Raw genomic sequence first — 23,052 nt, 5'->3', positions numbered from 1 at the left:
GTCATTCATTGACAATATACAGATTGAGTTAATGATTATTATTTAATATTTAACCCGATGAATATCTTTGTGATCTAGATCTTCATTTTATAAATCATCATGCGCTATGTAAGATTGGCTTTGCTCGTTTAAAGCAGCGTTTTGATAAGAGCCTAATACATCCATTTAAACTCGTTAGCTACATCCGTTTAAAATCAATGGCTACATACCTTTAAGCTTGTTCGCTACATACCCTTGAAGAGCGATTGCGAAGCGCGGCTGATGGGTAGCTTCTCGCCCGACACATACGCCGACATCTGACCTGAGAGCCCTTTCTTCACCTTATCAATGGCCGAGACTTTCACCACCACGGAGCGGTGGATCTGCCAAAACTCATCAGGATTGAGCTGGGCGATCAGCTCTTTTAGTGACACGCGAAGAATAAACTCCTCTAGAGAGTCGCCTTGGCCTTTTTTAAATATAGATACGTATTTGTCTTCGGCTTTGAAATACGCCACATCATCGACGGCGATTAGGTGAATGTCTTCCCCGGCAGTGGCTTTAAGCCATGTGAGGTGCTTTTGCTGCGGTCGATAGGGAGGTTGTTGTGAGGTCGATTGCGATAACTGCTGAAGTTGACTCATTAGTGCAGCAATATCGGGCTGCTCCCGAGTGCTATCTGATTTCGTTTGATTACTCGACAGACGCGCTTGAACCTTATGACACGTGGCAAGTAAACGCTCTTCATTGATTGGCTTGAGCAGGTAATCCATCGCATTGTGCTCAAAGGCTTTAACTGCGTATTCGTCATAAGCCGTAATGAACACAATTAATGGCGGCGAATCTATCTTGCTGAGTTGTTTCGCTAGTGAGATTCCATCAAGCTCAGGCATACGAATATCGAGAAAAGCCACATCGGGCTTAAGCTGCTGAATACTTTGCATCACCTCCAAACCGTTTTGTGCCTTGCTGACGATCTCGAGTTCTGGCCAAACCTCAGCAAGGCTCTTGTCGAGATGGTGCCTTAACAGTGCTTCATCGTCTGCGATAATGGCCGTTACACTCGGCTGTAATACTGGGTTGTTCATGGTTAATCCTTTAAATTCACACTGTAAATCGTCTATTTTTGGTCACAGCTCTGTGCTTGCTGGTCTTAGCTCTAGGCTGCTGCGACAATCATCGGCAACAAGATGATCGACACAACCCCGCCCTCAGCTTGCTCTGTGATCGTCAGGCTCGCCTTGTCACCATAAAGGGTATCGATTCGCTGGCGAATGTTACTCAGCCCAACACCATGGCCAGCAGCAATAGACGGTGTTTTCAACCCCGTACCATTGTCTGACACTTCAATTTTCAACTGCTCGGCTTGTTGAGTAATACGGATATTCACTTGGCCACCCGCTGCTTTGGGTTCGATACCGTGCGTAAGTGCGTTCTCGACCAAGGGTTGAATCAAAAAAGGTGGAATCACTTGCTGATCGCTGATGTCGTTGGTTTCAATCGAGAACGTCAAGCGCTCATCTAATCGTATCTTCTGGATGTTCAGATACGCGTCGAGCAAATCGACCTCTTGTGCGATGGTCGATTGCTCAGTGCGGCTGTTTTTCAAAGTCACACGCAACAAGTCGGTGAGTTTTTCAAGCATCAACTTAGCTTTGGCGCTGTCACTCTCAATCAATACATTGATGGTCGCAAGAGTGTTGAACAAAAAGTGCGGCTCAATTTGGCTTTGCAGCTGTTTTAGCTGGCTAAGTAAGACAACCTTTTCTTGATCAGCTTGGCGACGCCTAGCCACCTCTAATTCGTTATTGGCACGTAGCTGCTGCTCTCTTGTGTAGAAAATGTAATAACAAACGGAACAGAAGATCACACCAAGCAGCATCACAGACTTAAGATCGGAAAGGTTAGAGCCGAAAAAGCCGTTCAACCAATAGTGCGCATTCAAAGTACCGAGGGTCATCGCAATCACCATTGATACCCCCACATCAAATGCCTTTGATTTCCTTTTGAATAGTTCAACCAACACAAATGAAGAGCCAACCGCGCTGTAACCAAAACCGAAGCTGATGGCCAAATTGAGCGTAAGCCCGCCTCCCCAAATCGTATTCGTTATAATCGCAATAAGAACACAAAATAGCGTGGTGAACGCGAAGCTTTTAATCCAAGCAAACCGACTGTTTGAAAAAGTGTTCATTAAAATCGTCCTTTGATATTTAAAAGAATCATATGACTATCGGGTAAGTTGGCGTAAGCAGAATCACTTTTACCGCGTAGAAAGCGTGCAGCAAGTTCCAAATCCAACGATGAGTCGCCATTATCTAACGCCTGATAGTTGAGCCACTGAGTAGCAATAAAGCCACCGTTTTGAGGAGACAACATCACATCAAACGTTGGCGTGATATCTTCAAGCCAGCCATATGTCGAATCCCATGACCAGTGAAACATGATGTTGTGTTGAACCAAATTGGCGTGTTGATAACCTTGCGCATAAGAACCTGCCAGTGATGCTGTCGTCGGATTCACCGACAAAGACTCTGCACTTTCTATTGCGCTTTGCCATTCAGTATTGCTCCAAGCTCGGCTATCAAACCAGTATTCCAGCACCACATTGTGGCCGGTGTCATTGGCCCACGTAAGTCCTGCTAACGCTTGATAAGCCTCGCCCTGCTCTTCAAGATAAAGCGGTTTAAGCTGTGAGTTGGGCTGACTGTAGCCAAGGCTTTGTCGTTGATAGATCACCGAGCCATGAAACTCCCAAACGAGATTCAACACTGACACTAAACTCGCTCCAAGCAAGCCGTGACGTACATCGTCATAATAAGCGACCCATTGATATTCGTGGTCGCCTACTAAGTTGTAACGACGTAAGCCAAACCCTTGTTGCTGATTCTGCTTTTCGAACTCATTCACATCTTGAGAAGTCCATGATGAATCGCTGTAAAGCAGTGTCCATTCGCCCGTCATATCGAACAGTGACGCTGAAGCCACACCGGCGCCCTCTTCTGCGACAATGCCCACTGGGTTTTGTCGGTAAGGCTTGATGATGTCTAAAGGTCGGTAGCCATAACCCACGCCCCAATCTAGGCGAACCTTACCGAGTGTGACATCGAGGTAATGATCACCGAACGCTGAATTAGACAGTTCAACACCACCTTGCCAAAACAACTCGCGCACAATGAATTCCGATTCAAAGCTCGCGTCTTGGTCTTGAGGAGTATTACTCAAAATATCATTGGCTTTCACGGCAAACAGGCCAAGCCAATTGCCATATCCAACTTCAAGATCCAGCAAACCATTGAGTGACTGACGGTTATCAGATGCGAAAGGACTAAATGGCGACTCTCGCGATTCAACGCCTCAGCACTCAGTTGCCAGTCCCACGCTAGGCTCAGATCGTCCGCTTGAGTCGTGTTACTCACACAAGACAATGCAAGAAAGCTAGCGATTAAAGGCTTGATGTGGAATCGACGACTAAAAGCTCTCATGCCACCCACCTAAAGTCCAGACACGCTATTACGCGATAAGTAAGCAGGGTTGTAGTATTTGTCCGCTAAAGCTTGTTCGCTTACCTCGCGATACTCAATCACAGTTTTCTTACTTGGTTGAATCTTATCGAGCAAAGTCATCGATACTACACTTGGCAAGCCATCTCGCACGCCTTCAGTAAACCAAGCTTGCTTGGCTAACTTACCTGAACGCAGATACAGATCCGCTTTAACAGGAAACGCTCGGTCTGCCGTTAACCATAGATCAATCGATTGATAGCTGGCACCCTTGGTTTTCGCCGTTAGCTTTAGATGATAAGTATCGAGTGTCTCGCCAGTCGGCATCTCAACCTGCTGATCGGCAACCCACTAGCCTTGGTAATCTTCGCTCCATGTCAGCGTAGAGATATCCCCCACCGATGCTTCACCCAATAGCTTTTGCATCGGTGTGATACGAATTGGTTGACGAGACTTTGGCATCAACAACCAATAGTTATCTTCAATCATCAGCATCTTCTGCCCAGCCTCGACCGCCGACTTAAACACGACCAACGACTCTCGATTTGGTCTTGCATAGACGTTGTATTCACGGGTTTTGTCCAGTTGCTCGTCTTGATATAGCGCCACCAGAGAAACCACCTTGGATGCTTGTGCACTGTTCAAACGATAGCTATCCGCTTTGGCGATCATCTCTGTGACTTGTTGTGAATCGACTGCCCAGCTTGGTGTCGATGCTAGAACCAAAACCAATACAGAACCTAAAACAGTGAGTGAACGAGTTAATTTACACATAAACCAGTGCCTCCGTGATTGGCTTATTCACGCCTTTACGAGCAGAGAAATAAGCAGCTAGCAAACATATCGTCAGCACACCTAAAGTGGCGTAACCAACTAATTCCAGTGAGAAGTAAATGTTGAGTGGGTAACCTTCGGTTCGACCCGGAGGGGGTGGCATTTGTATATCAACCATCAGCAATAACACCGTCACTAAGCCACTCACTAACGCGCCGATCGCGCTGCCAATCACAGCCAACAATCCCGCCTCTTTTAAGAAGCCAGCCACGATTTCAGAAGGGTAACTGCCGAGTGCCGACAAGGTGCCAATTTCACGAGTGCGTTCCGTCACTGACATGGTCATGGTGTTAAACAGCGACACGAACACCACCAATGCCATCACAGCACCCATGATGCCGAAGATACGATCGTAAAGATCTTTAACCTTGGTGTAGAAAAACGCGCGATCTTGCCATGGGGTGATCTCGATCTCTGTGCCTTGATCGCTTTGGCTAACTCTATTTCGATCCAAAGCAGCTTGAATGCGCTGTTGAACGGTCGAGGTCTTGCTTGTTTCAAATAGGAACACCGACAAGGTGCTGACTTTGTCTGAGGCCAAAAGCTCTTGGGCTGTGGTGATGTGTACGTAAAGCTGACGCTTATCCAACTCAGGAACCCCTGTCGAATAAATACCCTGTACCTTAAAATCAAAAGCGTTCAAAGCACCGTCACTGGTGGTCGCGAGCAGTGTCACCCAATCACCAACTGCAACTTTGAGGTTGCGAGCAAGGTCAGTTCCTAGCATCACTTGGGGTTCTTGGCTGTCGTATCTTGGGGATTTCACATCCGACAGGGTTTGCCCGTTGCGCACATCAAGGAAAGGACCTTTCATGTCGAACTCACGCTCATTGACGCCCGTTCCCATAAAGATGGTCGATTTGCTGCCGTTAGACACCAAACCGCTGAAGTAGACTCGCGGCTGCACACCACGCACGTCACTGTCACCAATGATGCTCTTGGTTAGCGTTTGAACATTATCGAGACCATTGCTCAGCGGCATGTCTTCGTCTTGTTCAAAGTACCCAGGCGTGCTCAAAGTAAGATGACCAGTATCTCGAGCGGTCGATTCTCTCAAAGATTCGTAGGTGTAAAGCCCGTAGCCTCCTGCCGACGTCAGCGCAAATACCGCAATCGCGATAATCAACACCGAAAGTAGACTGCGTCGACCATTTCTTAATAAGTTAAGCCACGCCAAACGCACCGAGGTTGGAAGTAAAAACGTGCTCATTCTTTGTCTTAACTTACCCATGAGATCGCCTCCATGGTTGCATCTTGTGGCGCCAGTTGACCGTCGATAAGTTCAATGACTCGATCGCAGCGCTGTGCCATTCTTGGGTCGTGCGTTGCGACAATAAAAGTCGTGCCCATTTCGTGGCCGATCTCTTTCATAATGTCGATCACAAGCTTGGCGGTGTGACTGTCTAGGCTCGCGGTCGGCTCATCGGCAATCACCAAGCTTGGGTTGTGAATCAACGCTCTGGCTATCGCGACACGTTGCTGTTGGCCTCCAGAAAGATTATCTGGGCGATGATTAACATAATCCCCCAATCCAACACGCTCCAGCATATGTTGTGATCTGGCCTGTTGTTCTTGTTTCGAGCATTGGTTCAACATCAATGGGTAAGCAACGTTTTCGAGCGCGGTCATCACAGGAACCAGATTGAATCGCTGAAACACAAAACCCAGCGACTGACGACGAAAACGTGCAGCGGCGATTTGCTCTGTCGGATACGGTTGGCCATCAATATTGATCTCGCCTAGGTAATCCATATCCAACAATCCAAGAATATTCAAAAGTGTGCTTTTGCCAGAACCTGATGGCCCACATAACGCCACCATTTCACCGCGCTGGATATGTCCATCGACCCCGTTTAGTGCATCAACACGTTGACCGCCCGTGAGATATGCTTTGCCGATATCTTTAAATTCAATCATTTCGTTGTCCTCTTATTACCCATCCATTCTTAAGCGTTCGCAGCTACTATTTAGCTTTCGCGCCCATTATTTAGCATTCGCAATGAGCGCCTTCGCAGTTATAGTTTCGATGTTGCCAGCATCGGCAGTTTCCATTTGTTCTAACCAAGCTTGTGCTTGCTCGAAGTCTTCAGCACGAATCGATGCGGTAATGGCATAACGGTAAATCCACGAGGTCGCAGCGAAGTGTTGTTGTTGAAAATCATCTTCCTCAAGTAACGAGAGGAACAGGTCATAACCACGATCGAAGTGGTTAAACATGTCTGGCAGAGAGGTGTAAGTAACGGCGGCCATTGCGCGAGTTAGGTAAGAATCTGGCAGCCCTTGAACACGAGGTTGCTCATGAATCGGTTGGTCTTCGTCTTTCAGCAGCACCAGTGATTTATCAATGGTCGACAAACCCTTTTCCACATACTTCATCTTGTTCCAAGGTAAGAACGCATCACGCCCCATCAGGGTTTCGGTGCTACCTAGATAAACCAAAGTCAGTGGCGTAGTGCCGTCTTGTTGCAGCGTGTCATTCAGGCGTTCATACGCAACCTCAACCAAGTCTTCATTGCCTTGCGCGGCTTGGTTATAGATATCGAGCACATCTGAACTTGGATTCGCCAAAGCTAACGTTGGAGCGATTGAAACAAGCCCAATCAAAAATGAGCGCTTAAATTGAGAAGTAAGTGAGTAAATCGTGTTTGCAGTAGTCATGATTTCTAATCCCTTTCAAATGTTGACGTTGAAAGGTTAACGAGAATTTGTCGTGCAGTTTTACCAATGCGACGAATGGTAATAGTAAGGAGTGAATGGTTTAGAGAGGGTGTGAATGGAAAACGAAAAGCAAAGTAGCGAACTTTCCCCCATCCCAGCCTGAGGCTGTGTAGTGGTCAACATATTCGCCATTCAAAAAGAGACTCCAATGAGCTAATGCCGTTCACTTAAGAGTGAACGGCATTTTTGTTCTTAGCATATCGTTGTGGTCTAGGTTTAACTTTTCTAGGGAATGTTCTTTCCCTTCGCCCTTCAAGTATTAAGCTTTCAGCCATGTTGTGGAACCCCTTTAACTGCCGAGGTATTGCGCCTGGTGTTGAGTAAGGTAAGCCTACAAGTAACGCTGATACATGAGCCAATGTGCCGTTAAAACTCAGTTGATAGGGAAGATAATTTCCCTTTAAATTGAAGCAAAGCTCGACCATCTGATATCGGATTAAATTGTAAGTAAGCAAGATGCCCCATAACTCCTGCTTTACCAGCTCCGGTAAACGACTTCGCAGCGTAAGACGGTTTCCAAGCATGTATTGTTTTTGTTCTCGGTAGCCTAACTCTATTTCCCAACGATGCTCATAGAGGCCTACAATATCTTTTGATGGGTAACGCAGAGAGTCCGTCATGGAAGTTAATACTTGGTAGTCTTTTCCTTTAATTTTACGAGTGACAAGTCGAGCGGTTATCGACTTTGGTAAATCAGGCCATAGCTTCCTCGCTCTTGGATTACTATGTAGTTGAACCAGTTTGTCATTTCGCCCTAAAGATTGAACAATATCATATTGTGTATTTTTCTTGAGGGGGATAAGCCAATGGCGCTCTGAGCCAGAGTCTTGCCATTTATGTAATAAACCTAAAGAATAGAAACCCTTATCGAACATTGTCACACTATGATTCGGTGTTTTTTCTATCAGTTTTTCAGCTAATACCATTTCGTTTGTATTGTAATTATCAAAGGCACTGGCCGTGATTATGTGACTGCTTAGTTCCATTTGGCAGACCATTCTCACTTGCGGATATTGTGTCCCTTTTTGTCGAGAAAATGCATTTTCATTTTGTGGATTATCGGGCGTTCGCCAAACAACTCCATCGACGCCAAGCAGCGTTAATCCATTCCACTGGGGTAACTTTGCACTTTTTAACCATGAGGTTGTCATTCGCTCAAAGACCGCTTTAATTGCGTCTTCACCCAACGTCTTTCGTCGTTGAGTCAACGCGCTCGGTGCGACAAAAGCTTTACCTGTACGGTCGACAATATCGAGCTGGTTAACTAAGTTTTTCATGGATTTATTGTTGTAGATAGCCATTCCAACAAGTAACCAAACCATGGATTCTAGAGTTAATTTCCTCTTTCTCATAGTGACAGTATCAGTAAGAGAATAAGCTTCATCGATGAGGTCAATTGGAAGCAAGTCAGACAAAGTTTCAACGTTGCTAGGTTTCCAATCATTAATTATGTTTAGAGCTTGGGAAACATCCATAAAAAAATCCAAGTGCATTAAATACACTTGGATTTTGACAGTTCTGGAGGATCGTTCAACCGATCACTTTGGCTTTAACTGATCGGCATTAGACTCCAATGAGCCCCTTTTCTATTTCAATTTATCTGAGATATTCGCTCGCTTTTTATAGCTCGGCTTTGTTCTCTTTATCAAACCGGAACATGATGTTCTTCCACTTTGACTTTATGAAGATGGCTCATCTTATGATTGTTAACGAAGTCTGCTCCGTCCTTAAATTTCGTTTTAGTACCATTAGTAATGGTTGCAATGGTATTCCCAAACACGGCGTCAGTATGACGGGCATATTCACTCGTTGTGGTCTTAACGCCGCGCTCAGCAAACTTTCTCTCCATCATTCGAGAATACGTAACGAATTCAGCAGGTGTAATTTTTTCGTTCAGTTTCGCGTTGCTTACAACCTCATTCACAACATCTGTTCCTAATAACGATTCATCAAGGTTGTTTAAGATTTCCACTGCTTTCTTGGGATGTACCTCCGGTGCCCTTTCACAGGTATAGAATCCATAAAGGAACTCGACAATCATCTCAATACTTTCTTTCTCGTGTCCCCCCATCAAATAGCTGCCGTTTCCTACTGAGCCTCCCTGATATTTGCTCTCGCCATTGAGGTGCTTAGCTAAGTTGCCATCGGGCTTTATGCCGACACCTATGTCGAAGAAGTAATCCCCTTTATTTAAAGCCAGTAAAGAGACCATATTCTTTGCAAAAGCTGCACTACCGTGATTGATACTCGCCTCATACAACTCCGTCATCTTCTGAGCAATTTCTGGCGTTGACATATTTTTCTTAGTTAGCAACTCATCAACGGAAACGAACTTAACATTTTCAGGAATCTCAACGCGTGAGTCGTAACATGTTCGCCCTTCAGTGCGTCTATCGACATAAATGATGTGTTTTACCTTCGGGGTGATTTTTGCATTACTAATCACATTTAACAGACCATGCTCCTTTTCAACGCTAGGAATAATATTGTCTTCGCCACTTTCGGCTTTAGTGTTTACCCAACAATAAGCAATGGTCTTGGTTGGAAGTTTAGAAAAGGTCGGTTTCGCGCACAATAAGGAACTGAATCCACGCTTTTTCTTGTCTTCTTTTAGTTGAGTTAATGTTATGTCGGCGTTTTCATTATTGCGTTCAGCAATGACTCTTTCGCGATTTTCAGCCCAACGCTGATTATCGGCTTTAGTAACTGTAAGCTCTTCCTTTCGAGCCAAACGCTGGTGATTAGCTCGCTCTTGGGGAGATTGTTGTGTTTGTTCTGTGTGGGTACTTGGTGAAGATTGATATCGCATTAAATTGCCTCTAACTATTAAAAATGTAAGTAATTAAAACAATATGATAAATCTATCAACCAAATAAAGAGTGGCGATAAAACAACCATTGAAATGGATGTTTTTACTAACAAAAAGCTCATCATGAAGGATTAGTGTGCGTGCGTGAGTTCCTCATTCTTACAATGAAACAAGTAAATCAAGATTAGATGACTTTTTAGTCTCTTCTGCTTCGTCCAAACTAAGCTAAGTCCATTGATACCCATTCCACGTCAACGAACAAGCCTAATCCCTACCTATAAAAAACATCCAATTATAGTTGGAGCGCTTTTTATGATTCTTAAAGAAGAGATTACTTAATCACGCCACATACAATGCGTGCACCACCGCCGCCAAGCTTGGCTGGATGGTCAAAATGGTTGTCACCGCCAGCATGGACCATCAACGCTCTGCCTTTCACGTTATCTAATATTACTCTTGGCGCCATAACTGGTTGGTCGGCTACGCCATGAGCATTAACGTAAAGCGACGCTAAATCACCAAGGTGATTATCATCCGTACAAGGGAAACCATGCTTACTCGTTTTCTCCGGGTCATAATGTCTGCCTGCAGCTCCACCGAGAATGATTTTTCCATCTTTGATGATGCTGTCGCACGAACCATTCACGTGTACATGGAAGCCATGTGTACCAGCAGGTAAACCTTTCAATTCCGGCGTAAAGACAGCCCCGTATTCACTTGAGCTTATCACTACAGTTCCGGTTGACTGACCCGAGCCAAGATCGATCATTTCAACATTCACTACTTCAGAAAAAACAGGAGAAGAGATAAGACCGACACTCCGCACCTCATTTAGGAATAAATTGCTTCATATAGCTTACCTAGCAATTGAAGCAATCTCCTCTGATGGTCTTGAATGCCGGTGATAAACCATTGTTCGCCGAACTCAAGTGTATCGACCCCTTCAAATTTTAAAAACACCCAGCGAGCAGTTGGCTTAGATGTGGTTTTGTTCTTAACCATGCTTGGAAAAAATTCTTCAGTAACAGCCAACTCTTCACGTATCTTATGCTCGAGTCCAGCATAAACCATTAGGCTTAAGGTCATTATCATGAGTAAAGCTTCGATGCGTTGTGGTTTTTTTAAGAAGATAGATGATGTTAAAAACTCAGGGCTTTTAAGGAAGCGAAAACCTCGCTCGACTTTCTGTTGTGACTTGTAGTGTTCCAGTAACGCAGCCATATCGAGATCGGTACTTTCAGTATCATTGGTCGCAAGAATGAACATACCAACTTTAAGCTTCGCGAGTTTTACTTTTTCTAAATCAGTGAACGGATTTGCTTCAATTTTGTAGTGGTATCCAGTTGGAACCTCATCTTTTTTAGGGCGCCCTCGGCCAGCAAACTCGGGCACTTGCCGTATCTCACTTTGCTCGAAACTCAACAGTTGGCATTGACTCTGAAATTCACTCATAGCCTTTTGTGCATCAGTCGCACAGGCAAATTGTTTCTTAGCTAATTGAGCTAGAGATTTAAGCTCTTTGGTCAGATTTTTATCCAAATTTTTATAAAAAGTGGCTTCTTCTCGCTTTGTCGCTTGCTCGCTGTTCACTAACAACCATCGCTGCTTCACGTTGCCATAATCAGATTCAATCCAGTGCCCCGAATAACCATTACCGATAGGCTCTAATTGCGCTGGCGATAATGCCAGTAGAGCTTGTTTGGCCATTTTAATGGTCATTGGGACGCGTGTAATGAACTTCTGCTTTTGTTCATCAAGTGAGCAAATACTGTCTGACGTGTATAAAGCTGCATCAGCAATAAAGTAACGACTATTTTGCGCGGCTTTAAGACAGTGAATATGGCGCTTAGTGACCTCTGCAAATGCTTTTGCATCGTTCGTGTTTCCACTGAGAGCCTGCATATAAACAGGGAGCCCTGCTTGATTTTCACAAATTAATTCAAGGACAACCTGATTCAATTCAGGTCGGTGATCTCGACTATAACCTTTGACGAGTTGAATAGAATTAATGTCATCCTCTGCTGATTGAGCATATTCACCATCAACATGGAAACTCGTTATATCAAGGTGGACAGACTCTGTCTTGAGGCCCAATTTTTCAACGGTATGCTCTGCAATAACTTGATATAAAATAGATACATCAGCTTCAAATAAAGCATCTAATGTGCGCCCAAGAACATCATCAGTTAAGTGGTGCGCTTCTATGTTTTTAGCAAGCAGCTTTGATATTGGCTTTGTCTCGAAAAAGTCAGAAAACATATGCAATGTTCGACTATGGAAGCCCAAACCGTTCAAAATCATGGCTAGAACGGCATCACCGTGTGAGACATTATGCTCTGAATACTTAGGAATTATGCGGTCGATAAGCCCGGGTAAATCAATCTCATGACAGAATGCAGCGATTAATCCAAGATGATCTAAGCGTTTTATGACAGGTTGAGGAGCAGACATCGCAAGTTACCGGCAAATAAAAGTAATAGATCAAAACGGGGGATCTGCGTCAAGTCTCAACTGCAATCATTATTGATAAATGATCGTGGGATCACACTAATTAAAATGTAAGCGCGTCATAAACCCCGCATTCTAATCGCCTAGCGCGAAGAATAAGATCAAGTCTCCAACCATAAGGAGATTTGAAATGGGAAAACGACACACTAATCAAGAATGGCAAACGCTCATCGAGCAATCTGAATCGAGTTCATTGTCAACGCTTGCATTTTGTAAGCTAAATGAACTCAACCCCTCGACGTTTTACGCTAAGCGCCAGCAACTCAAAAAAGCAGATGTCTCTCAAGGCTTTGTACGGGCAGAGATCGTCGAAAAGACAACGAAATATCAAGCTCAAATAGCCACCGCTAACATGACACTTCTCATCAATGATGTGGAGTTGAGCATTCCTCAAGGCACGCCCGCTACCTACCTGGCAGAACTCATTGGAGCCTTGTCATGAAACATATGCTCAGCGCACCAGAGATTTATCTGTATCGTGAGAGTGTCGATTTTAGAAAGTCCATTAATGGCCTCGCGGCGATTATCGAAAGTGACACCGATTTACCCTTGGGAAGCGGCGCACTGTTCCTGTTCACCAATAAACAGCGCGACAAAATCAAAGTGCTGTACTGGGATAAAACTGGCTTTGCGCTTTGGTATAAACGCCTTGAAAAAGCCAAGTATAAATGGCCTACAAAAGAGAAAAATGAAGTGTTTACCCTGACTCAATTCGAGCTTGATAGACTGCTTTCTGGCTTCACGATTATCGGCCATAAACCCGTTCAAATAAACGATGTTACAATGACTTAATCGATAATAAAGCCTTATCTGCCAAGCGTTAACAGCATGATTTTAGTATAATAAATGCCATGAAAAAGACGCCAGATATCAACCCAGAAAGCCAAGATATTGCCAAGCTACAAGCGATGGTGAAAGCGCTGATGGCGTCAGAAAACCAATGGAAACAAGAGCGTCAATCTCTGCTTGAGCAACTCAAACTTGCTTTCGACCGCCAGTTCGCAAAACGCTCGGAGGCGTTAAAGCCTTACGATGAATCTCAAGGTGACCTCTTCAACGAAGTGGAATGTGAAGCCGCTAAGGGAGAGGTGGTTGAGGTAACAACGACCACAACGAAGAAGCGTGGTAAACGCAAGCCACTTCCAAAGACTTTGCCTCGTGAGGTTATCGAACTCGATTTAGACGACCATGAAAAACAGTGTGCATGCTGCCAACATAGTCTGCATAAAATCGGTGAAGACCGCAGTGAGAAACTTGAGTTCTCACCAGCCGTGCTCAAAGTGCTGGAATATGTTCGTCCTAAGTATGCTTGTCGTCAGTGCGAGCAAACTGAAGACAAAAGCCACATCGTTCAAAAGCCAGCGCCCCAGAGCATCATCCCTAAAAGCTTCGCGACAGAAAGCTTGCTAGCCAACATCATCCTTGGCAAATATCAATACGCAATGCCACTGTACCGCCAAGAGTCGCTGTTTACCCAGTCGGGTATCGAGCTATCACGAACCACGATGGCAAGGTGGGTTATCCAAGTCAGTGAGAAGTTCACACCGCTGTATGCGGCCTTGAAAGAGCATCTACTCCAACAAGTGGTGGTTCAGGCAGATGAAACGCCGCTCAATGTCCTCAAAGAAGATAAACAGTGTTATATGTGGCTCTACTGCTCGGGCGCAGACTCGCCCGACGCTGCACTGCCGAATGTAAAGAATATCGCCTTGTACGACTATCAAAACAGTCGCGCGAGGGCATGCCCTGTTGCCTTCTTGGGGGATTACAGTGGTTATCTGCAAACCGATGGCTATGGTGCCTATGATGGTCTTCATCACGTAACCAATGTTGGTTGCTTGGCACATGCACGGCGTAAGTTCATGGATGCTAAGAAGCTTCAAGGTAAAGGTAAGTCAGGCAAAGCAGATAAAGCGCTAGCCAAAATCCAGAAGCTCTATGGGATAGAATCGCGCTTAAGAGGTGCGACTGTCGAAACACGAAAAGCAGAACGTCAACTGCATGCCAAGCCGATACTGGATGAGCTGTACGAGTGGATGACGACTCAACAAGTGCTAGCGTCTAGCTCGCTGGGTAAGGCGATAAAATACACGCTCGGCCAATGGCCGAAACTTATCCGCTATATCGATGACGGTCATTTATCTATCGATAATAATCGTGCTGAACGCGCCATTAAACCGCTGGTCATTGGCAGAAAAAATTGGCTCTTCTCGAACACACCAAATGGTGCTGATGCGAGCGCGATGCTTTACAGCATCGTCGAGACGGCGAAAGCCAACGGCCTTATCCTCTACGACTACATGGTCAAGTGCATGAAAGAGCTAGCGAAAGCTGAGCCTGATATCGATGCGCTCCTACCTTGGAACTTCAAACATTAACAACATCGCCTCGTGGGTTCATGGGGCGTTTACATTAAAATCTAGAATTGGCTGCGGAATGACGGATAAGAGCAAGTGCAGCAAGCCATGTTGTTTTATCACTTCATAGCAAGTGCTATTAACCACTTGTATCGTTTTAGTGGTCTCGTTTTCGATAACTTTAATTTCACCGTCTCGCTGGCTAAACCAAGCTAATTTATATATTTTAAAATAAAAAAGAGCCTATATAAAAATATAGGCTCAAAGCAGTGGCAGTGCATAAATTAAAAATAGTTTCTATATTTTTAGCTAATTAAATAAAATCGTTTAATTAAGCTACAATCGCTGACACTTTAACGGCATCACTGATTGTTCGGTAATTCGGAGAAAATTGTTGGACCCCAGCAATAACTTCATCGTAATCAGCTTGAGTACCATCACCTTGAACTTCAAACTGAAATTGGATCTCTTCGAAGCCAACCGGAGCTTCTTCAGCTACATTCAAGAACCCACGAAGATCCAAAGCCCCTTTGATGGTCAACTTTACTGACTCTAAACGAATGCCGCGGGTACTGGCGCCTGCAACAAATCCAACCATCATACAGCCAGCCATACCGCCCAACAGGTAATCTTGTGGCGTAGGGTATGCGTTATTGCCAAGAAGCTCTTCTGGTTCACCCACATCGAAAGTAAAATCTTTAACGATTTCTGTTCCACCGACCTTTTGGTTCAACGTGCGAATTTCGCTATGAACACCGCCTTTCCATTCAGCAACAATGCCGTATTCAGATACCGCTTGTGTTGCATCATCAGTAATAACTTTCGTATAAGCTGATAGGTCTTCTAGGTTAAGGCCATTTAATGGTGCATTACTCATGTTAAATCCTTTAATTATTTCTTGTTTATAGTGATTAATGTTCATGTAATGCCTCCCACACCACGTGGAAGGCAACAAATAATTTAGTTTCGACCCGCCATAACGCCGCCATCGACATTTAGAATCGTACCCGTTACCCAAGAAGACTTATTCGATAGTAGATATTCAATCGCGTCAGCAACATCGTCTGTAGAACCAATTCGACCAATTGGGTGGAAATCGTTAAAGCCTTGTAGTGCAGATTCAATCTCATCTTCAGCGATGAATGACTTATAAATTGTCGACATCACGACTGCTGGAGCCACAGCGTTTACACGTACACCGTGGTCGCCTAGTTCAATGGCCAAGTTTTTTGTCAGTGCATGCAGTGCCGCTTTCTGCATAGAGTAAGCTGAAGAAGGCGTTGCTTTAATTGCTTGATGTGCCCACATAGAACCGATGTTTACAATTGCGCCACCACCGTGTTGTTTCATATTTTTCGCAACGGCTTGTGTAATGAAGAAGAAAGCACGGTTCATATCTAACTGAAGGTCGTAATCTTGCTCAGAGTGCTCTAGGAAATCGACAGGTTTGAAGAAACCAGCCGCATTCACCAAGTAGCCAATGTGACGTTTTTCTGCATTTAACTGTTCAATAAAGCTTTGAACAGCAGAAGGGTCGTATAAATCAACCTGAGCAGTTTCAACATGACCATTCGTGGTTGATTCCAGATCCAATTTTGCTTCAGCAAGATTCTGTTTGTCATGAGAGAGAATCATTACAGGCACACCAGACTTAAGCAGTCGCTCTGCTGTTGCTTTACCCATACCAGAAGAACCGCCAACAATTAGTGCAATAGAAGATGTGTTAAACATAATGAAATCCTTAATTTTAAACCTACCTACCAATAGATAGGTGGTTTATTCAAAAAAATGGAGGAGTGTAGAGACCATCTCCTCGTCAGTGGGTGTACTTTAAGATCGGACGAGTTTCACGTCAACAACTTTACCTACCTATCGATAGGTAGATAAAGTTAAATTGACTAAAAAGGCATATTTATCAATGATATAGACTATTAAATTATTTTTATAAAAATAAGTATCCGTCTCATGGAAAGTGTCTACAACACCATTTAGTGAGTCAAATCGTAAACGCCCCATGAACCCACGAGGCGATGTTGTTAATGTTTGAAGTTCCAAGGTAGGAGCGCATCGATATCAGGCTCAGCTTTCGCAAGCTCTTTCATGCACTTGACCATGTAGTCGTAGAGGATAAGGCCGTTGGCTTTCGCCGTCTCGACGATGCTGTAAAGCATCGCGCTCGCATCAGCACCATTTGGTGTGTTCGAGAAGAGCCAATTTTTTCTGCCAATGACCAGCGGTTTAATGGCGCGTTCAGCACGATTATTATCGATAGATAAATGACCGTCATCGATATAGCGGATAAGTTTCGGCCATTGGCCGAGCGTGTATTTTATCGCCTTGCCCAGCGAGCTAGACGCTAGCACTTGTTGAGTCGTCATCCACTCGTACAGCTCATCCAGTATCGGCTTGGCATGCAGTTGACGTTCTGCTTTTCGTGTTTCGACAGTCGCACCTCTTAAGCGCGATTCTATCCCATAGAGCTTCTGGATTTTGGCTAGCGCTTTATCTGCTTTGCCTGACTTACCTTTACCTTGAAGCTTCTTAGCATCCATGAACTTACGCCGTGCATGTGCCAAGCAACCAACATTGGTTACGTGATGAAGACCATCATAGGCACCATAGCCATCGGTTTGCAGATAACCACTGTAATCCCCCAAGAAGGCAACAGGGCATGCCCTCGCGCGACTGTTTTGATAGTCGTACAAGGCGATATTCTTTACATTCGGCAGTGCAGCGTCGGGCGAGTCTGCGCCCGAGCAGTAGAGCCACATATAACACTGTTTATCTTCTTTGAGGACATTGAGCGGCGTTTCATCTGCCTGAACCACCACTTGTTGGAGTAGATGCTCTTTCAAGGCCGCATACAGCGGTGTGAACTTCTCACTGACTTGGATAACCCACCTTGCCATCGTGGTTCGTGATAGCTCGATACCCGACTGGGTAAACAGCGACTCTTGGCGGTACAGTGGCATTGCGTATTGATATTTGCCAAGGATGATGTTGGCTAGCAAGCTTTCTGTCGCGAAGCTTTTAGGGATGATGCTCTGGGGCGCTGGCTTTTGAACGATGTGGCTTTTGTCTTCAGTTTGCTCGCACTGACGACAAGCATACTTAGGACGAACATATTCCAGCACTTTGAGCACGGCTGGTGAGAACTCAAGTTTCTCACTGCGGTCTTCACCGATTTTATGCAGACTATGTTGGCAGCATGCACACTGTTTTTCATGGTCGTCTAAATCGAGTTCGATAACCTCACGAGGCAAAGTCTTTGGAAGTGGCTTGCGTTTACCACGCTTCTTCGTTGTGGTCGTTGTTACCTCAACCACCTCTCCCTTAGCGGCTTCACATTCCACTTCGTTGAAGAGGTCACCTTGAGATTCATCGTAAGGCTTTAACGCCTCCGAGCGTTTTGCGAACTGGCGGTCGAAAGCAAGTTTGAGTTGCTCAAGCAGAGATTGACGCTCTTGTTTCCATTGGTTTTCTGACGCCATCAGCGCTTTCACCATCGCTTGTAGCTTGGCAACATCTTGGCTTTCTGGGTTGATATCTGGCGTCTTTTTCATGGCATTGATTATACTAAAATCATACCATTTACGCTTGGTAGATAAGGCTTTATTATCGATTAAGTCATTGTAAAATCGTTTATTTGAACGGGTTTATGGCCGATAATCGTGAAGCCAGAAAGCAGTCTATCAAGCTCGAATTGAGTCAGGGTAAACACTTCATTTTTCTCTTTTGTAGGCCATTTATACTTGGCTTTTTCAAGACGTTTATACCAAAGCGCAAAGCCAGTTTTATCCCAGTACAGCACTTTGATTTTGTCGCGCTGTTTATTGGTGAACAGGAACAGTGCGCCACTTCCCAAGGGTAAATCGGTGTCACTTTCGATAATCGCCGCGAGGCCATTGATGGACTTTCTAAAATCGACACTCTCACGATACAGATAAATCTCTGGTGCGCTGAGCATATGTTTCATGACAAGGCTCCAATGAGTTCTGCCAGGTAGGTAGCGGGCGTGCCTTGAGGAATGCTCAACTCCACATCATTGATGAGAAGTGTCATGTTAGCGGTGGCTATTTGAGCTTGATATTTCGTTGTCTTTTCGACGATCTCTGCCCGTACAAAGCCTTGAGAGACATCTGCTTTTTTGAGTTGCTGGCGCTTAGCGTAAAACGTCGAGGGGTTGAGTTCATTTAGCTTACAAAATGCAAGCGTTGACAATGAACTCGATTCAGATTGCTCGATGAGCGTTTGCCATTCTTGATTAGTGTGTCGTTTTCCCATTTCAAATCTCCTTATGGTTGGAGACTTGATCTTATTCTTCGCGCTAGGCGATTAGAATGCGGGGTTTATGACGCGCTTACGTCAAATCCATTACGAATGTTTGTCCAATGCTCATTTTTTAGACATAAAAAAAGCGAGTGCTAAGCCTCGCTTTCAAAACAACAATCTCTTTTGAGTGGCGCTGTGTCCTACATATCTACAGCGCAATAAGAATGCCTCTTACAAAGCCTATTGCTATACTGCACCGTATCAATCTGGTCGATAAACTATAACGCCTTCAGAATGTTTAAACAGCTGGCTTTCACCGAACGGATATAGTCAGTGTCCTTGAATTGAGACAGTAAAATCCCCCCTTCCAAGGCGACAAAAATTAGCCTCGCCGCTTGAGTAGCTTCTACTCCAGAACGAAAGTGTTCGCTCGCAATCCCCTGCTCTATGCTTTTGCGAATAAAATCTTCATTGATTTGAACAAATTTAGTCAATAGGCTTTCCAAGCCATCCGCTAAAAAATAAAAATCAGAGGCATACATACCACATAGGCACAGTTTATTGTTCTCGCGTACATCAACAAAAATGTCGGCTAATGCTTCAATTTTACCTTCAGCAGAGATGTCTTGACTCTCGATACGCTTTAACGCAACTTCGTAATTCGCAAGGTAACGTTCAAATACCACTTGAGCCAGGTCTTGTTTCGTTTTGAAATGATAATGGATACTCGCAGTCTTTATCCCAAGCTCATTTTGAATATCGCGAAAACTGAAGCCATTAAAACCTCGGCTTTGCATATAACTTTCAGCTAAATCGACGATCTTTTCTGCCGTTGGATTAAGTTCTTTCATGTTAATTCCACCTATATTTTAAGGGGAATATAACATAATTCACAGGTCTCGCCTATCTATCAGTAGGTATGGATTTCAAGAGGTTGTAAAGTTCGAGTGTGGTTGGGCGAAAAAATAGCCGCTAATCAGCGGCTATTTTTAGTTATCTAAACTAAGCTTCTATTTTCTACTTCTTTGTCTCTTCAACCACGGCTTTCATCAACACTGAAGTATCCATGCGACCTTCACCTTGCGCAGACAGTGCCTTGTATGCGTTGTTGGTCTTTTCCGTCAATGGAAGTTGAATGCCTTGGCGCTCTGCTTCATCTAGGCAGAAGCCTAAGTCTTTGATCATCCAATCAATTGCAAAACCGAAATCGAACTTGTCTTGCGCCATTGTGGTTGCGCGGTTTTCCATCTGCCATGAGCCAGCAGCGCCATTTTTAAGGCAATCAACCAGAGTTGGGATATCCAAACCTGATTTTTCAGCAAGCACCAAGCCTTCAGATAAGCCGTTCAATACACCCGCGATGCAGATCTGGTTAACCATTTTCGCGCGTTGGCCTTGGCCGACTTTCCCCATCAGAACCGACGACTTACCGTAAGCTTTGAACACAGGTTTAAGGTCGTCAAACAGTTCTGGTTCGCCACCACACATGATGGTTAACACGCCGTTTTCTGCGCCCGCTTGGCCACCAGACACTGGTGCATCCATAAAGCGAACACCTGCTTTCTTCGCTGCTACTTCAAGCTCTTCAGACAGAACCGCAGACGTTGTAGTGTGATCGACAAGAATTGCGTTTGGCTTCATCGCTGCCAATGCGCCTGTTTCGCTGGTTGTCATGCTGCGAACGTCGTCGTCGTTGCCGACACAAACCAATACTACGTCAGCTTCGGCTACACATTCAGCTACGCTCTCAGCAGCTTTACCTTGGTGTTTATCAGCCCAGTCTAATGCTTTGCTGTGAGTGCGGTTAAATACCGTTACCTCAAAACCGGCTTTGACTAGGTGGCCTGCCATTGGGAAACCCATTACGCCTAGCCCGATAAAACTTACTTTCATTTCTTACTCCTTTTTATTTAACTCAGCTCATCGTGATGGAATGACTGAACGCTCTCAATCAACGTGTCGATAAGCAAAGTCAAAGCCTTCGGCTGATATTTTCTTTCTTTGTACACTAAATACGCTTGGCGATCACCCCGATGATACTCAGGAAGCACTTGAATCAGATTCATTTCCGGAGAAACATGGCGAAAAGGCAGTGAGGCGATACCCAACCCCTTTTGCGCTGCGGCCGCAACGGCAAAAATATCATTAACGATGAACTTAGGTTTAATCGTCACTATCTGCTCTAAGCGATCGGATTTGTAGAGTGGTATGTCAAACACATCATCGACATTAATCCACTCTTGATGCTCGAGATCGTCTAGATTTTTAATCTCATCACGAGAATCCAAATACTCTTGGCTCGCAAAAAAGCCGTGCTTAGCCGTAAACAGTGGCCGCGCAATCATGCCGTCCATGTCGGAAATTTGAAACGTGATCAGCAAGTCACGATCGGTTTCAGGAACCACTTGCTGCTGACTCAAAATGAGATTGAGCTGCACGTTCGGATACTGAGTGAGGTATTGCTCAACCGTTGGTCGAAGAAAACCGCTATAGAAGTTATGAGGCACCGCGAGCTTTATCTTGCCTTGAATCGCATCACGCTCTTCCAGCAGGCTACTAAAGCCTTGATGCAGGGATTCCATGCCACTGCTCAGCGCCGCAAAAGCCGCCTCACCATCTTTAGTCGCCACCAGCTCTCTGCCTTTCTTTTCCAAAAGGCGGATGCTCAAGCGCTCTTCCAAGGCGGTTAACCGACGTGACATGGTCGACACAGGCAATTGAAGTCGCTTCGATGCCGACAACAAAGAGCCCTCTTCCACAACAGTGCAAAACAGGAATAGATCATCAATGTTTCCAAATATGGAATTCATACTTCTATATGTACCTATTTTTTCATTTATGGATAGGGGTAACCTTAATGCATTCCAATAATAAAATCACTAAGGAGAACGGATGAACAACAAACTTCATTGGGTTACCGTAATACTGTCTTCACTGGTCATGGCTATCATGATGTCGGGGATCATTTCGGGGTATAAGATGGGTTTCAGCCAAGCATGGCCACCAATTTGGTTAAACAGCTTTTTGATTGCTTGGCCGTGTGCACTCACATTGAGCCTAACCCTATTGCCACAAGTCAGAAAAGTCGCGGAATGGTTATGTCGCCCGAGATCAAAAACGATAACTAAAGTTAACTTATGTGAAGATTAAGGGCATGAATTCAAAGGTTATTAACAAGACATCTGGAACAATGATCAAGGCATTTAATCATGGTTACCGACATAAAAAAAACCGAGCACTAGGCTCGGTTTTTTAATAATTGTTGTTACTGTAAAGATTACAGCTCAGCGTTGTGGTAAACCTGCTGAACATCATCACAGTCATCAAGCATGTCTAAGAATTTCTGGAACTTCTCAGAATCTTCTTCCGCTACTGGCGTAGTCGTTTGAGGAACGAAAGTGATTTCCTCAACGTCTAGCGTTAGCTCAGGGAATGCAGTGTGAAGTGCAGTCTTCGTTTTGAAGAACTCAGTCGTTGGAGCGAATACAGTGATAACACCGTCTTCTAGCTCAACGTCAGTCACGTCTACGTCTTCCATCATTAGCGTTTCTAGGATGATCTCGTCATCTTCGCCTGCAAACTGGAATACAGCTTGGTGAGCGAACATGTGAGAAACAGTACCTTCAACACCGATTTTCGCGCCAGTTTTAACGAAACATTGGCGAACGTCTTGGAAAGTACGGTTACCGTTGTCAGTTAGACAGTCAACGATTACGCTTGTGCCACCAGGGCCAAAACCTTCGTAACGAGCTGGTTGGAAGTCTTCACCGCCGCCGCCGTTCGCTTTATCGATCGCTTTGTCGATAACGTGAGCCGGTACTTGGTCTTTCTTCGCTTTAGCAATCAGGTGCTTAAGAGGTAAGTTCATGTCTGGGTCAGAGCTGCCGTTCTTAGCCAGTACGTAAATCTCTTTACCGTATTTAGAATAAACTTTAATTTTTGCGCCTGCAGTTTTCGCCATTGAGGCCTTGCGCACTTCAAAACTTCTTCCCATCGGGATCTTCTCTCTGATTCAATTAACGGTGCAAATTCTAGCAAATTACTGTGTCATTTCAATTCAACAGCTTTGCTG

Annotated in this window: 22 protein-coding genes and 2 pseudogenes; 4 read left to right on the top strand and 20 right to left on the bottom strand. The window is 44.7% G+C overall.

What is annotated here, in order from left to right; translation table 11 throughout:
- Positions 1-224 precede the first annotated feature (224 nt).
- From ACMAZD_RS19195 to ACMAZD_RS19145, 11 genes and pseudogenes are all read right to left on the bottom strand, one after another.
- Positions 225-1,067 (bottom strand): LytR/AlgR family response regulator transcription factor, encoded by an 843-nt coding sequence (locus tag ACMAZD_RS19195; protein ID WP_435250200.1) that lies wholly within the window; start codon positions 1,065-1,067, stop codon positions 225-227.
- Positions 1,068-1,138: 71 nt separating this feature from the next.
- The gene (locus ACMAZD_RS19190) at positions 1,139-2,173 is read right to left on the bottom strand and encodes a sensor histidine kinase (RefSeq protein ID WP_435250199.1); all 1,035 of its coding nucleotides are present in this window, start codon (positions 2,171-2,173) and stop codon (positions 1,139-1,141) included.
- Positions 2,173-3,464, bottom strand: a pseudogene (locus ACMAZD_RS19185) (hypothetical protein). Before ACMAZD_RS19185 ends, ACMAZD_RS19190 begins: the two are co-directional and overlap by 1 nt.
- A 9-nt stretch (positions 3,465-3,473) precedes the next feature.
- A pseudogene (locus ACMAZD_RS19180) lies at positions 3,474-4,256 on the bottom strand (outer membrane lipoprotein-sorting protein).
- The gene (locus ACMAZD_RS19175) at positions 4,249-5,547 is read right to left on the bottom strand and encodes an ABC transporter permease (RefSeq protein WP_435250198.1); all 1,299 of its coding nucleotides are present in this window, start codon (positions 5,545-5,547) and stop codon (positions 4,249-4,251) included. The pseudogene ACMAZD_RS19180 and the gene ACMAZD_RS19175 overlap by 8 nt, the downstream one beginning before the upstream one ends.
- A complete protein-coding gene (locus ACMAZD_RS19170; RefSeq protein WP_435250197.1) occupies positions 5,535-6,233 on the bottom strand; it encodes an ABC transporter ATP-binding protein in 699 nt (232 codons plus the stop codon). The genes ACMAZD_RS19175 and ACMAZD_RS19170 overlap by 13 nt, the downstream gene beginning before the upstream one ends.
- A gap of 66 nt (positions 6,234-6,299) precedes the next feature.
- Positions 6,300-6,974: a hypothetical protein gene (locus ACMAZD_RS19165; protein ID WP_435250196.1), complete on the bottom strand. Its 675-nt coding sequence runs from the start codon at positions 6,972-6,974 to the stop codon at positions 6,300-6,302.
- 227 nt (positions 6,975-7,201) lie between these two features.
- On the bottom strand, positions 7,202-8,509 hold the full coding sequence (locus ACMAZD_RS19160; protein WP_435247567.1) for an IS4 family transposase: 1,308 nt from the start codon (positions 8,507-8,509) through the stop codon (positions 7,202-7,204).
- Positions 8,510-8,679: 170 nt separating this feature from the next.
- Positions 8,680-9,843 carry a hypothetical protein gene (locus ACMAZD_RS19155; RefSeq protein ID WP_435250195.1) on the bottom strand — a complete coding sequence of 388 codons (1,164 nt, stop codon included), beginning with the start codon at positions 9,841-9,843 and terminating at the stop codon, positions 8,680-8,682.
- Positions 9,844-10,174: 331 nt separating this feature from the next.
- Entirely contained in the window at positions 10,175-10,669 is a 495-nt protein-coding gene (gene sodC / locus ACMAZD_RS19150; protein WP_435250194.1) for a superoxide dismutase [Cu-Zn] SodC, read from the bottom strand.
- Positions 10,670-10,674: 5 nt separating this feature from the next.
- On the bottom strand, positions 10,675-12,294 hold the full coding sequence (locus tag ACMAZD_RS19145; protein ID WP_435247103.1) for an IS1634 family transposase: 1,620 nt from the start codon (positions 12,292-12,294) through the stop codon (positions 10,675-10,677).
- 187 nt (positions 12,295-12,481) lie between these two features.
- Here ACMAZD_RS19145 and tnpA (ACMAZD_RS19140) point away from each other — a divergent pair, with 187 nt between their 5' ends.
- Genes tnpA (ACMAZD_RS19140) through tnpC (ACMAZD_RS19130) form a run of 3 tightly spaced genes read left to right on the top strand, consistent with a single transcriptional unit; the run spans position 12,482 to position 14,729 of the window.
- Positions 12,482-12,793: an IS66 family insertion sequence element accessory protein TnpA gene (gene tnpA / locus ACMAZD_RS19140; protein WP_016767112.1), complete on the top strand. Its 312-nt coding sequence runs from the start codon at positions 12,482-12,484 to the stop codon at positions 12,791-12,793.
- Positions 12,790-13,143, top strand: coding sequence for an IS66 family insertion sequence element accessory protein TnpB (tnpB, locus tag ACMAZD_RS19135; protein ID WP_435247104.1), 354 nt, complete (start codon positions 12,790-12,792; stop codon positions 13,141-13,143). Before tnpA (ACMAZD_RS19140) ends, tnpB (ACMAZD_RS19135) begins: the two co-directional genes overlap by 4 nt.
- A 59-nt stretch (positions 13,144-13,202) precedes the next feature.
- On the top strand, positions 13,203-14,729 hold the full coding sequence (gene tnpC / locus ACMAZD_RS19130; RefSeq protein ID WP_435247105.1) for an IS66 family transposase: 1,527 nt from the start codon (positions 13,203-13,205) through the stop codon (positions 14,727-14,729).
- A gap of 310 nt (positions 14,730-15,039) precedes the next feature.
- On the opposite strand, the gene ACMAZD_RS19125 is transcribed toward tnpC (ACMAZD_RS19130), so the two are convergent.
- From ACMAZD_RS19125 to ACMAZD_RS19090, 8 genes are all read right to left on the bottom strand, one after another.
- A complete protein-coding gene (locus ACMAZD_RS19125) occupies positions 15,040-15,585 on the bottom strand; it encodes an OsmC family protein (protein WP_435250193.1) in 546 nt (181 codons plus the stop codon).
- A gap of 83 nt (positions 15,586-15,668) precedes the next feature.
- Positions 15,669-16,439 (bottom strand): SDR family NAD(P)-dependent oxidoreductase, encoded by a 771-nt coding sequence (locus tag ACMAZD_RS19120; protein ID WP_010647221.1) that lies wholly within the window; start codon positions 16,437-16,439, stop codon positions 15,669-15,671.
- A 305-nt stretch (positions 16,440-16,744) separates the two neighbouring features.
- On the bottom strand, positions 16,745-18,271 hold the full coding sequence (gene tnpC, locus ACMAZD_RS19115; protein WP_435247148.1) for an IS66 family transposase: 1,527 nt from the start codon (positions 18,269-18,271) through the stop codon (positions 16,745-16,747).
- Positions 18,272-18,330: 59 nt separating this feature from the next.
- Positions 18,331-18,684: an IS66 family insertion sequence element accessory protein TnpB gene (tnpB, locus tag ACMAZD_RS19110; protein WP_016785808.1), complete on the bottom strand. Its 354-nt coding sequence runs from the start codon at positions 18,682-18,684 to the stop codon at positions 18,331-18,333.
- Positions 18,681-18,992: an IS66 family insertion sequence element accessory protein TnpA gene (gene tnpA, locus ACMAZD_RS19105; protein ID WP_016767112.1), complete on the bottom strand. Its 312-nt coding sequence runs from the start codon at positions 18,990-18,992 to the stop codon at positions 18,681-18,683. The genes tnpB (ACMAZD_RS19110) and tnpA (ACMAZD_RS19105) overlap by 4 nt, the downstream gene beginning before the upstream one ends.
- A gap of 266 nt (positions 18,993-19,258) precedes the next feature.
- Complete coding sequence (locus tag ACMAZD_RS19100; RefSeq protein WP_435250192.1) at positions 19,259-19,831, bottom strand: TetR/AcrR family transcriptional regulator; 573 nt, start codon at positions 19,829-19,831, stop codon at positions 19,259-19,261.
- 166 nt (positions 19,832-19,997) lie between these two features.
- Positions 19,998-20,873 (bottom strand): NAD(P)-dependent oxidoreductase, encoded by an 876-nt coding sequence (locus tag ACMAZD_RS19095; RefSeq protein WP_435250191.1) that lies wholly within the window; start codon positions 20,871-20,873, stop codon positions 19,998-20,000.
- A gap of 17 nt (positions 20,874-20,890) precedes the next feature.
- Positions 20,891-21,790, bottom strand: coding sequence for a LysR family transcriptional regulator (locus ACMAZD_RS19090; RefSeq protein ID WP_435250190.1), 900 nt, complete (start codon positions 21,788-21,790; stop codon positions 20,891-20,893).
- Between the two features lie 82 nt (positions 21,791-21,872).
- Between ACMAZD_RS19090 and ACMAZD_RS19085 the strand changes: the two genes are divergently transcribed.
- Positions 21,873-22,130, top strand: a complete 258-nt coding sequence (locus tag ACMAZD_RS19085) for a DUF2798 domain-containing protein (RefSeq protein WP_435250189.1) — start codon at positions 21,873-21,875, stop codon at positions 22,128-22,130.
- A gap of 127 nt (positions 22,131-22,257) precedes the next feature.
- On the opposite strand, the gene ACMAZD_RS19080 is transcribed toward ACMAZD_RS19085, so the two are convergent.
- Positions 22,258-22,974, bottom strand: coding sequence for a YebC/PmpR family DNA-binding transcriptional regulator (locus ACMAZD_RS19080; protein ID WP_004732617.1), 717 nt, complete (start codon positions 22,972-22,974; stop codon positions 22,258-22,260).
- Positions 22,975-23,052 lie beyond the last annotated feature (78 nt).

This window comes from Vibrio sp. nBUS_14, assembly GCF_051201655.1.
GTDB lineage: Bacteria > Pseudomonadota > Gammaproteobacteria > Enterobacterales > Vibrionaceae > Vibrio.
This window is presented reverse-complemented; position numbering and strand designations above follow the sequence as displayed.

Coding starts and splice junctions, on each gene's coding strand:
- ACMAZD_RS19195 (WP_435250200.1), bottom strand. CDS start 1,067: ATGAACAACCCAGTATTACAGCCGAGTGTAACGGCCATTATCGCAGAC.
- ACMAZD_RS19190 (WP_435250199.1), bottom strand. CDS start 2,173: ATGAACACTTTTTCAAACAGTCGGTTTGCTTGGATTAAAAGCTTCGCG.
- ACMAZD_RS19175 (WP_435250198.1), bottom strand. CDS start 5,547: ATGGGTAAGTTAAGACAAAGAATGAGCACGTTTTTACTTCCAACCTCG.
- ACMAZD_RS19170 (WP_435250197.1), bottom strand. CDS start 6,233: ATGATTGAATTTAAAGATATCGGCAAAGCATATCTCACGGGCGGTCAA.
- ACMAZD_RS19165 (WP_435250196.1), bottom strand. CDS start 6,974: ATGACTACTGCAAACACGATTTACTCACTTACTTCTCAATTTAAGCGC.
- ACMAZD_RS19160 (WP_435247567.1), bottom strand. CDS start 8,509: ATGGATGTTTCCCAAGCTCTAAACATAATTAATGATTGGAAACCTAGC.
- ACMAZD_RS19155 (WP_435250195.1), bottom strand. CDS start 9,843: ATGCGATATCAATCTTCACCAAGTACCCACACAGAACAAACACAACAA.
- ACMAZD_RS19145 (WP_435247103.1), bottom strand. CDS start 12,294: ATGTCTGCTCCTCAACCTGTCATAAAACGCTTAGATCATCTTGGATTA.
- tnpA (WP_016767112.1), top strand. CDS start 12,482: ATGGGAAAACGACACACTAATCAAGAATGGCAAACGCTCATCGAGCAA.
- tnpB (WP_435247104.1), top strand. CDS start 12,790: ATGAAACATATGCTCAGCGCACCAGAGATTTATCTGTATCGTGAGAGT.
- tnpC (WP_435247105.1), top strand. CDS start 13,203: ATGAAAAAGACGCCAGATATCAACCCAGAAAGCCAAGATATTGCCAAG.
- ACMAZD_RS19125 (WP_435250193.1), bottom strand. CDS start 15,585: ATGAGTAATGCACCATTAAATGGCCTTAACCTAGAAGACCTATCAGCT.
- ACMAZD_RS19120 (WP_010647221.1), bottom strand. CDS start 16,439: ATGTTTAACACATCTTCTATTGCACTAATTGTTGGCGGTTCTTCTGGT.
- tnpC (WP_435247148.1), bottom strand. CDS start 18,271: ATGAAAAAGACGCCAGATATCAACCCAGAAAGCCAAGATGTTGCCAAG.
- tnpB (WP_016785808.1), bottom strand. CDS start 18,684: ATGAAACATATGCTCAGCGCACCAGAGATTTATCTGTATCGTGAGAGT.
- tnpA (WP_016767112.1), bottom strand. CDS start 18,992: ATGGGAAAACGACACACTAATCAAGAATGGCAAACGCTCATCGAGCAA.
- ACMAZD_RS19100 (WP_435250192.1), bottom strand. CDS start 19,831: ATGAAAGAACTTAATCCAACGGCAGAAAAGATCGTCGATTTAGCTGAA.
- ACMAZD_RS19095 (WP_435250191.1), bottom strand. CDS start 20,873: ATGAAAGTAAGTTTTATCGGGCTAGGCGTAATGGGTTTCCCAATGGCA.
- ACMAZD_RS19090 (WP_435250190.1), bottom strand. CDS start 21,790: ATGAATTCCATATTTGGAAACATTGATGATCTATTCCTGTTTTGCACT.
- ACMAZD_RS19085 (WP_435250189.1), top strand. CDS start 21,873: ATGAACAACAAACTTCATTGGGTTACCGTAATACTGTCTTCACTGGTC.
- ACMAZD_RS19080 (WP_004732617.1), bottom strand. CDS start 22,974: ATGGGAAGAAGTTTTGAAGTGCGCAAGGCCTCAATGGCGAAAACTGCA.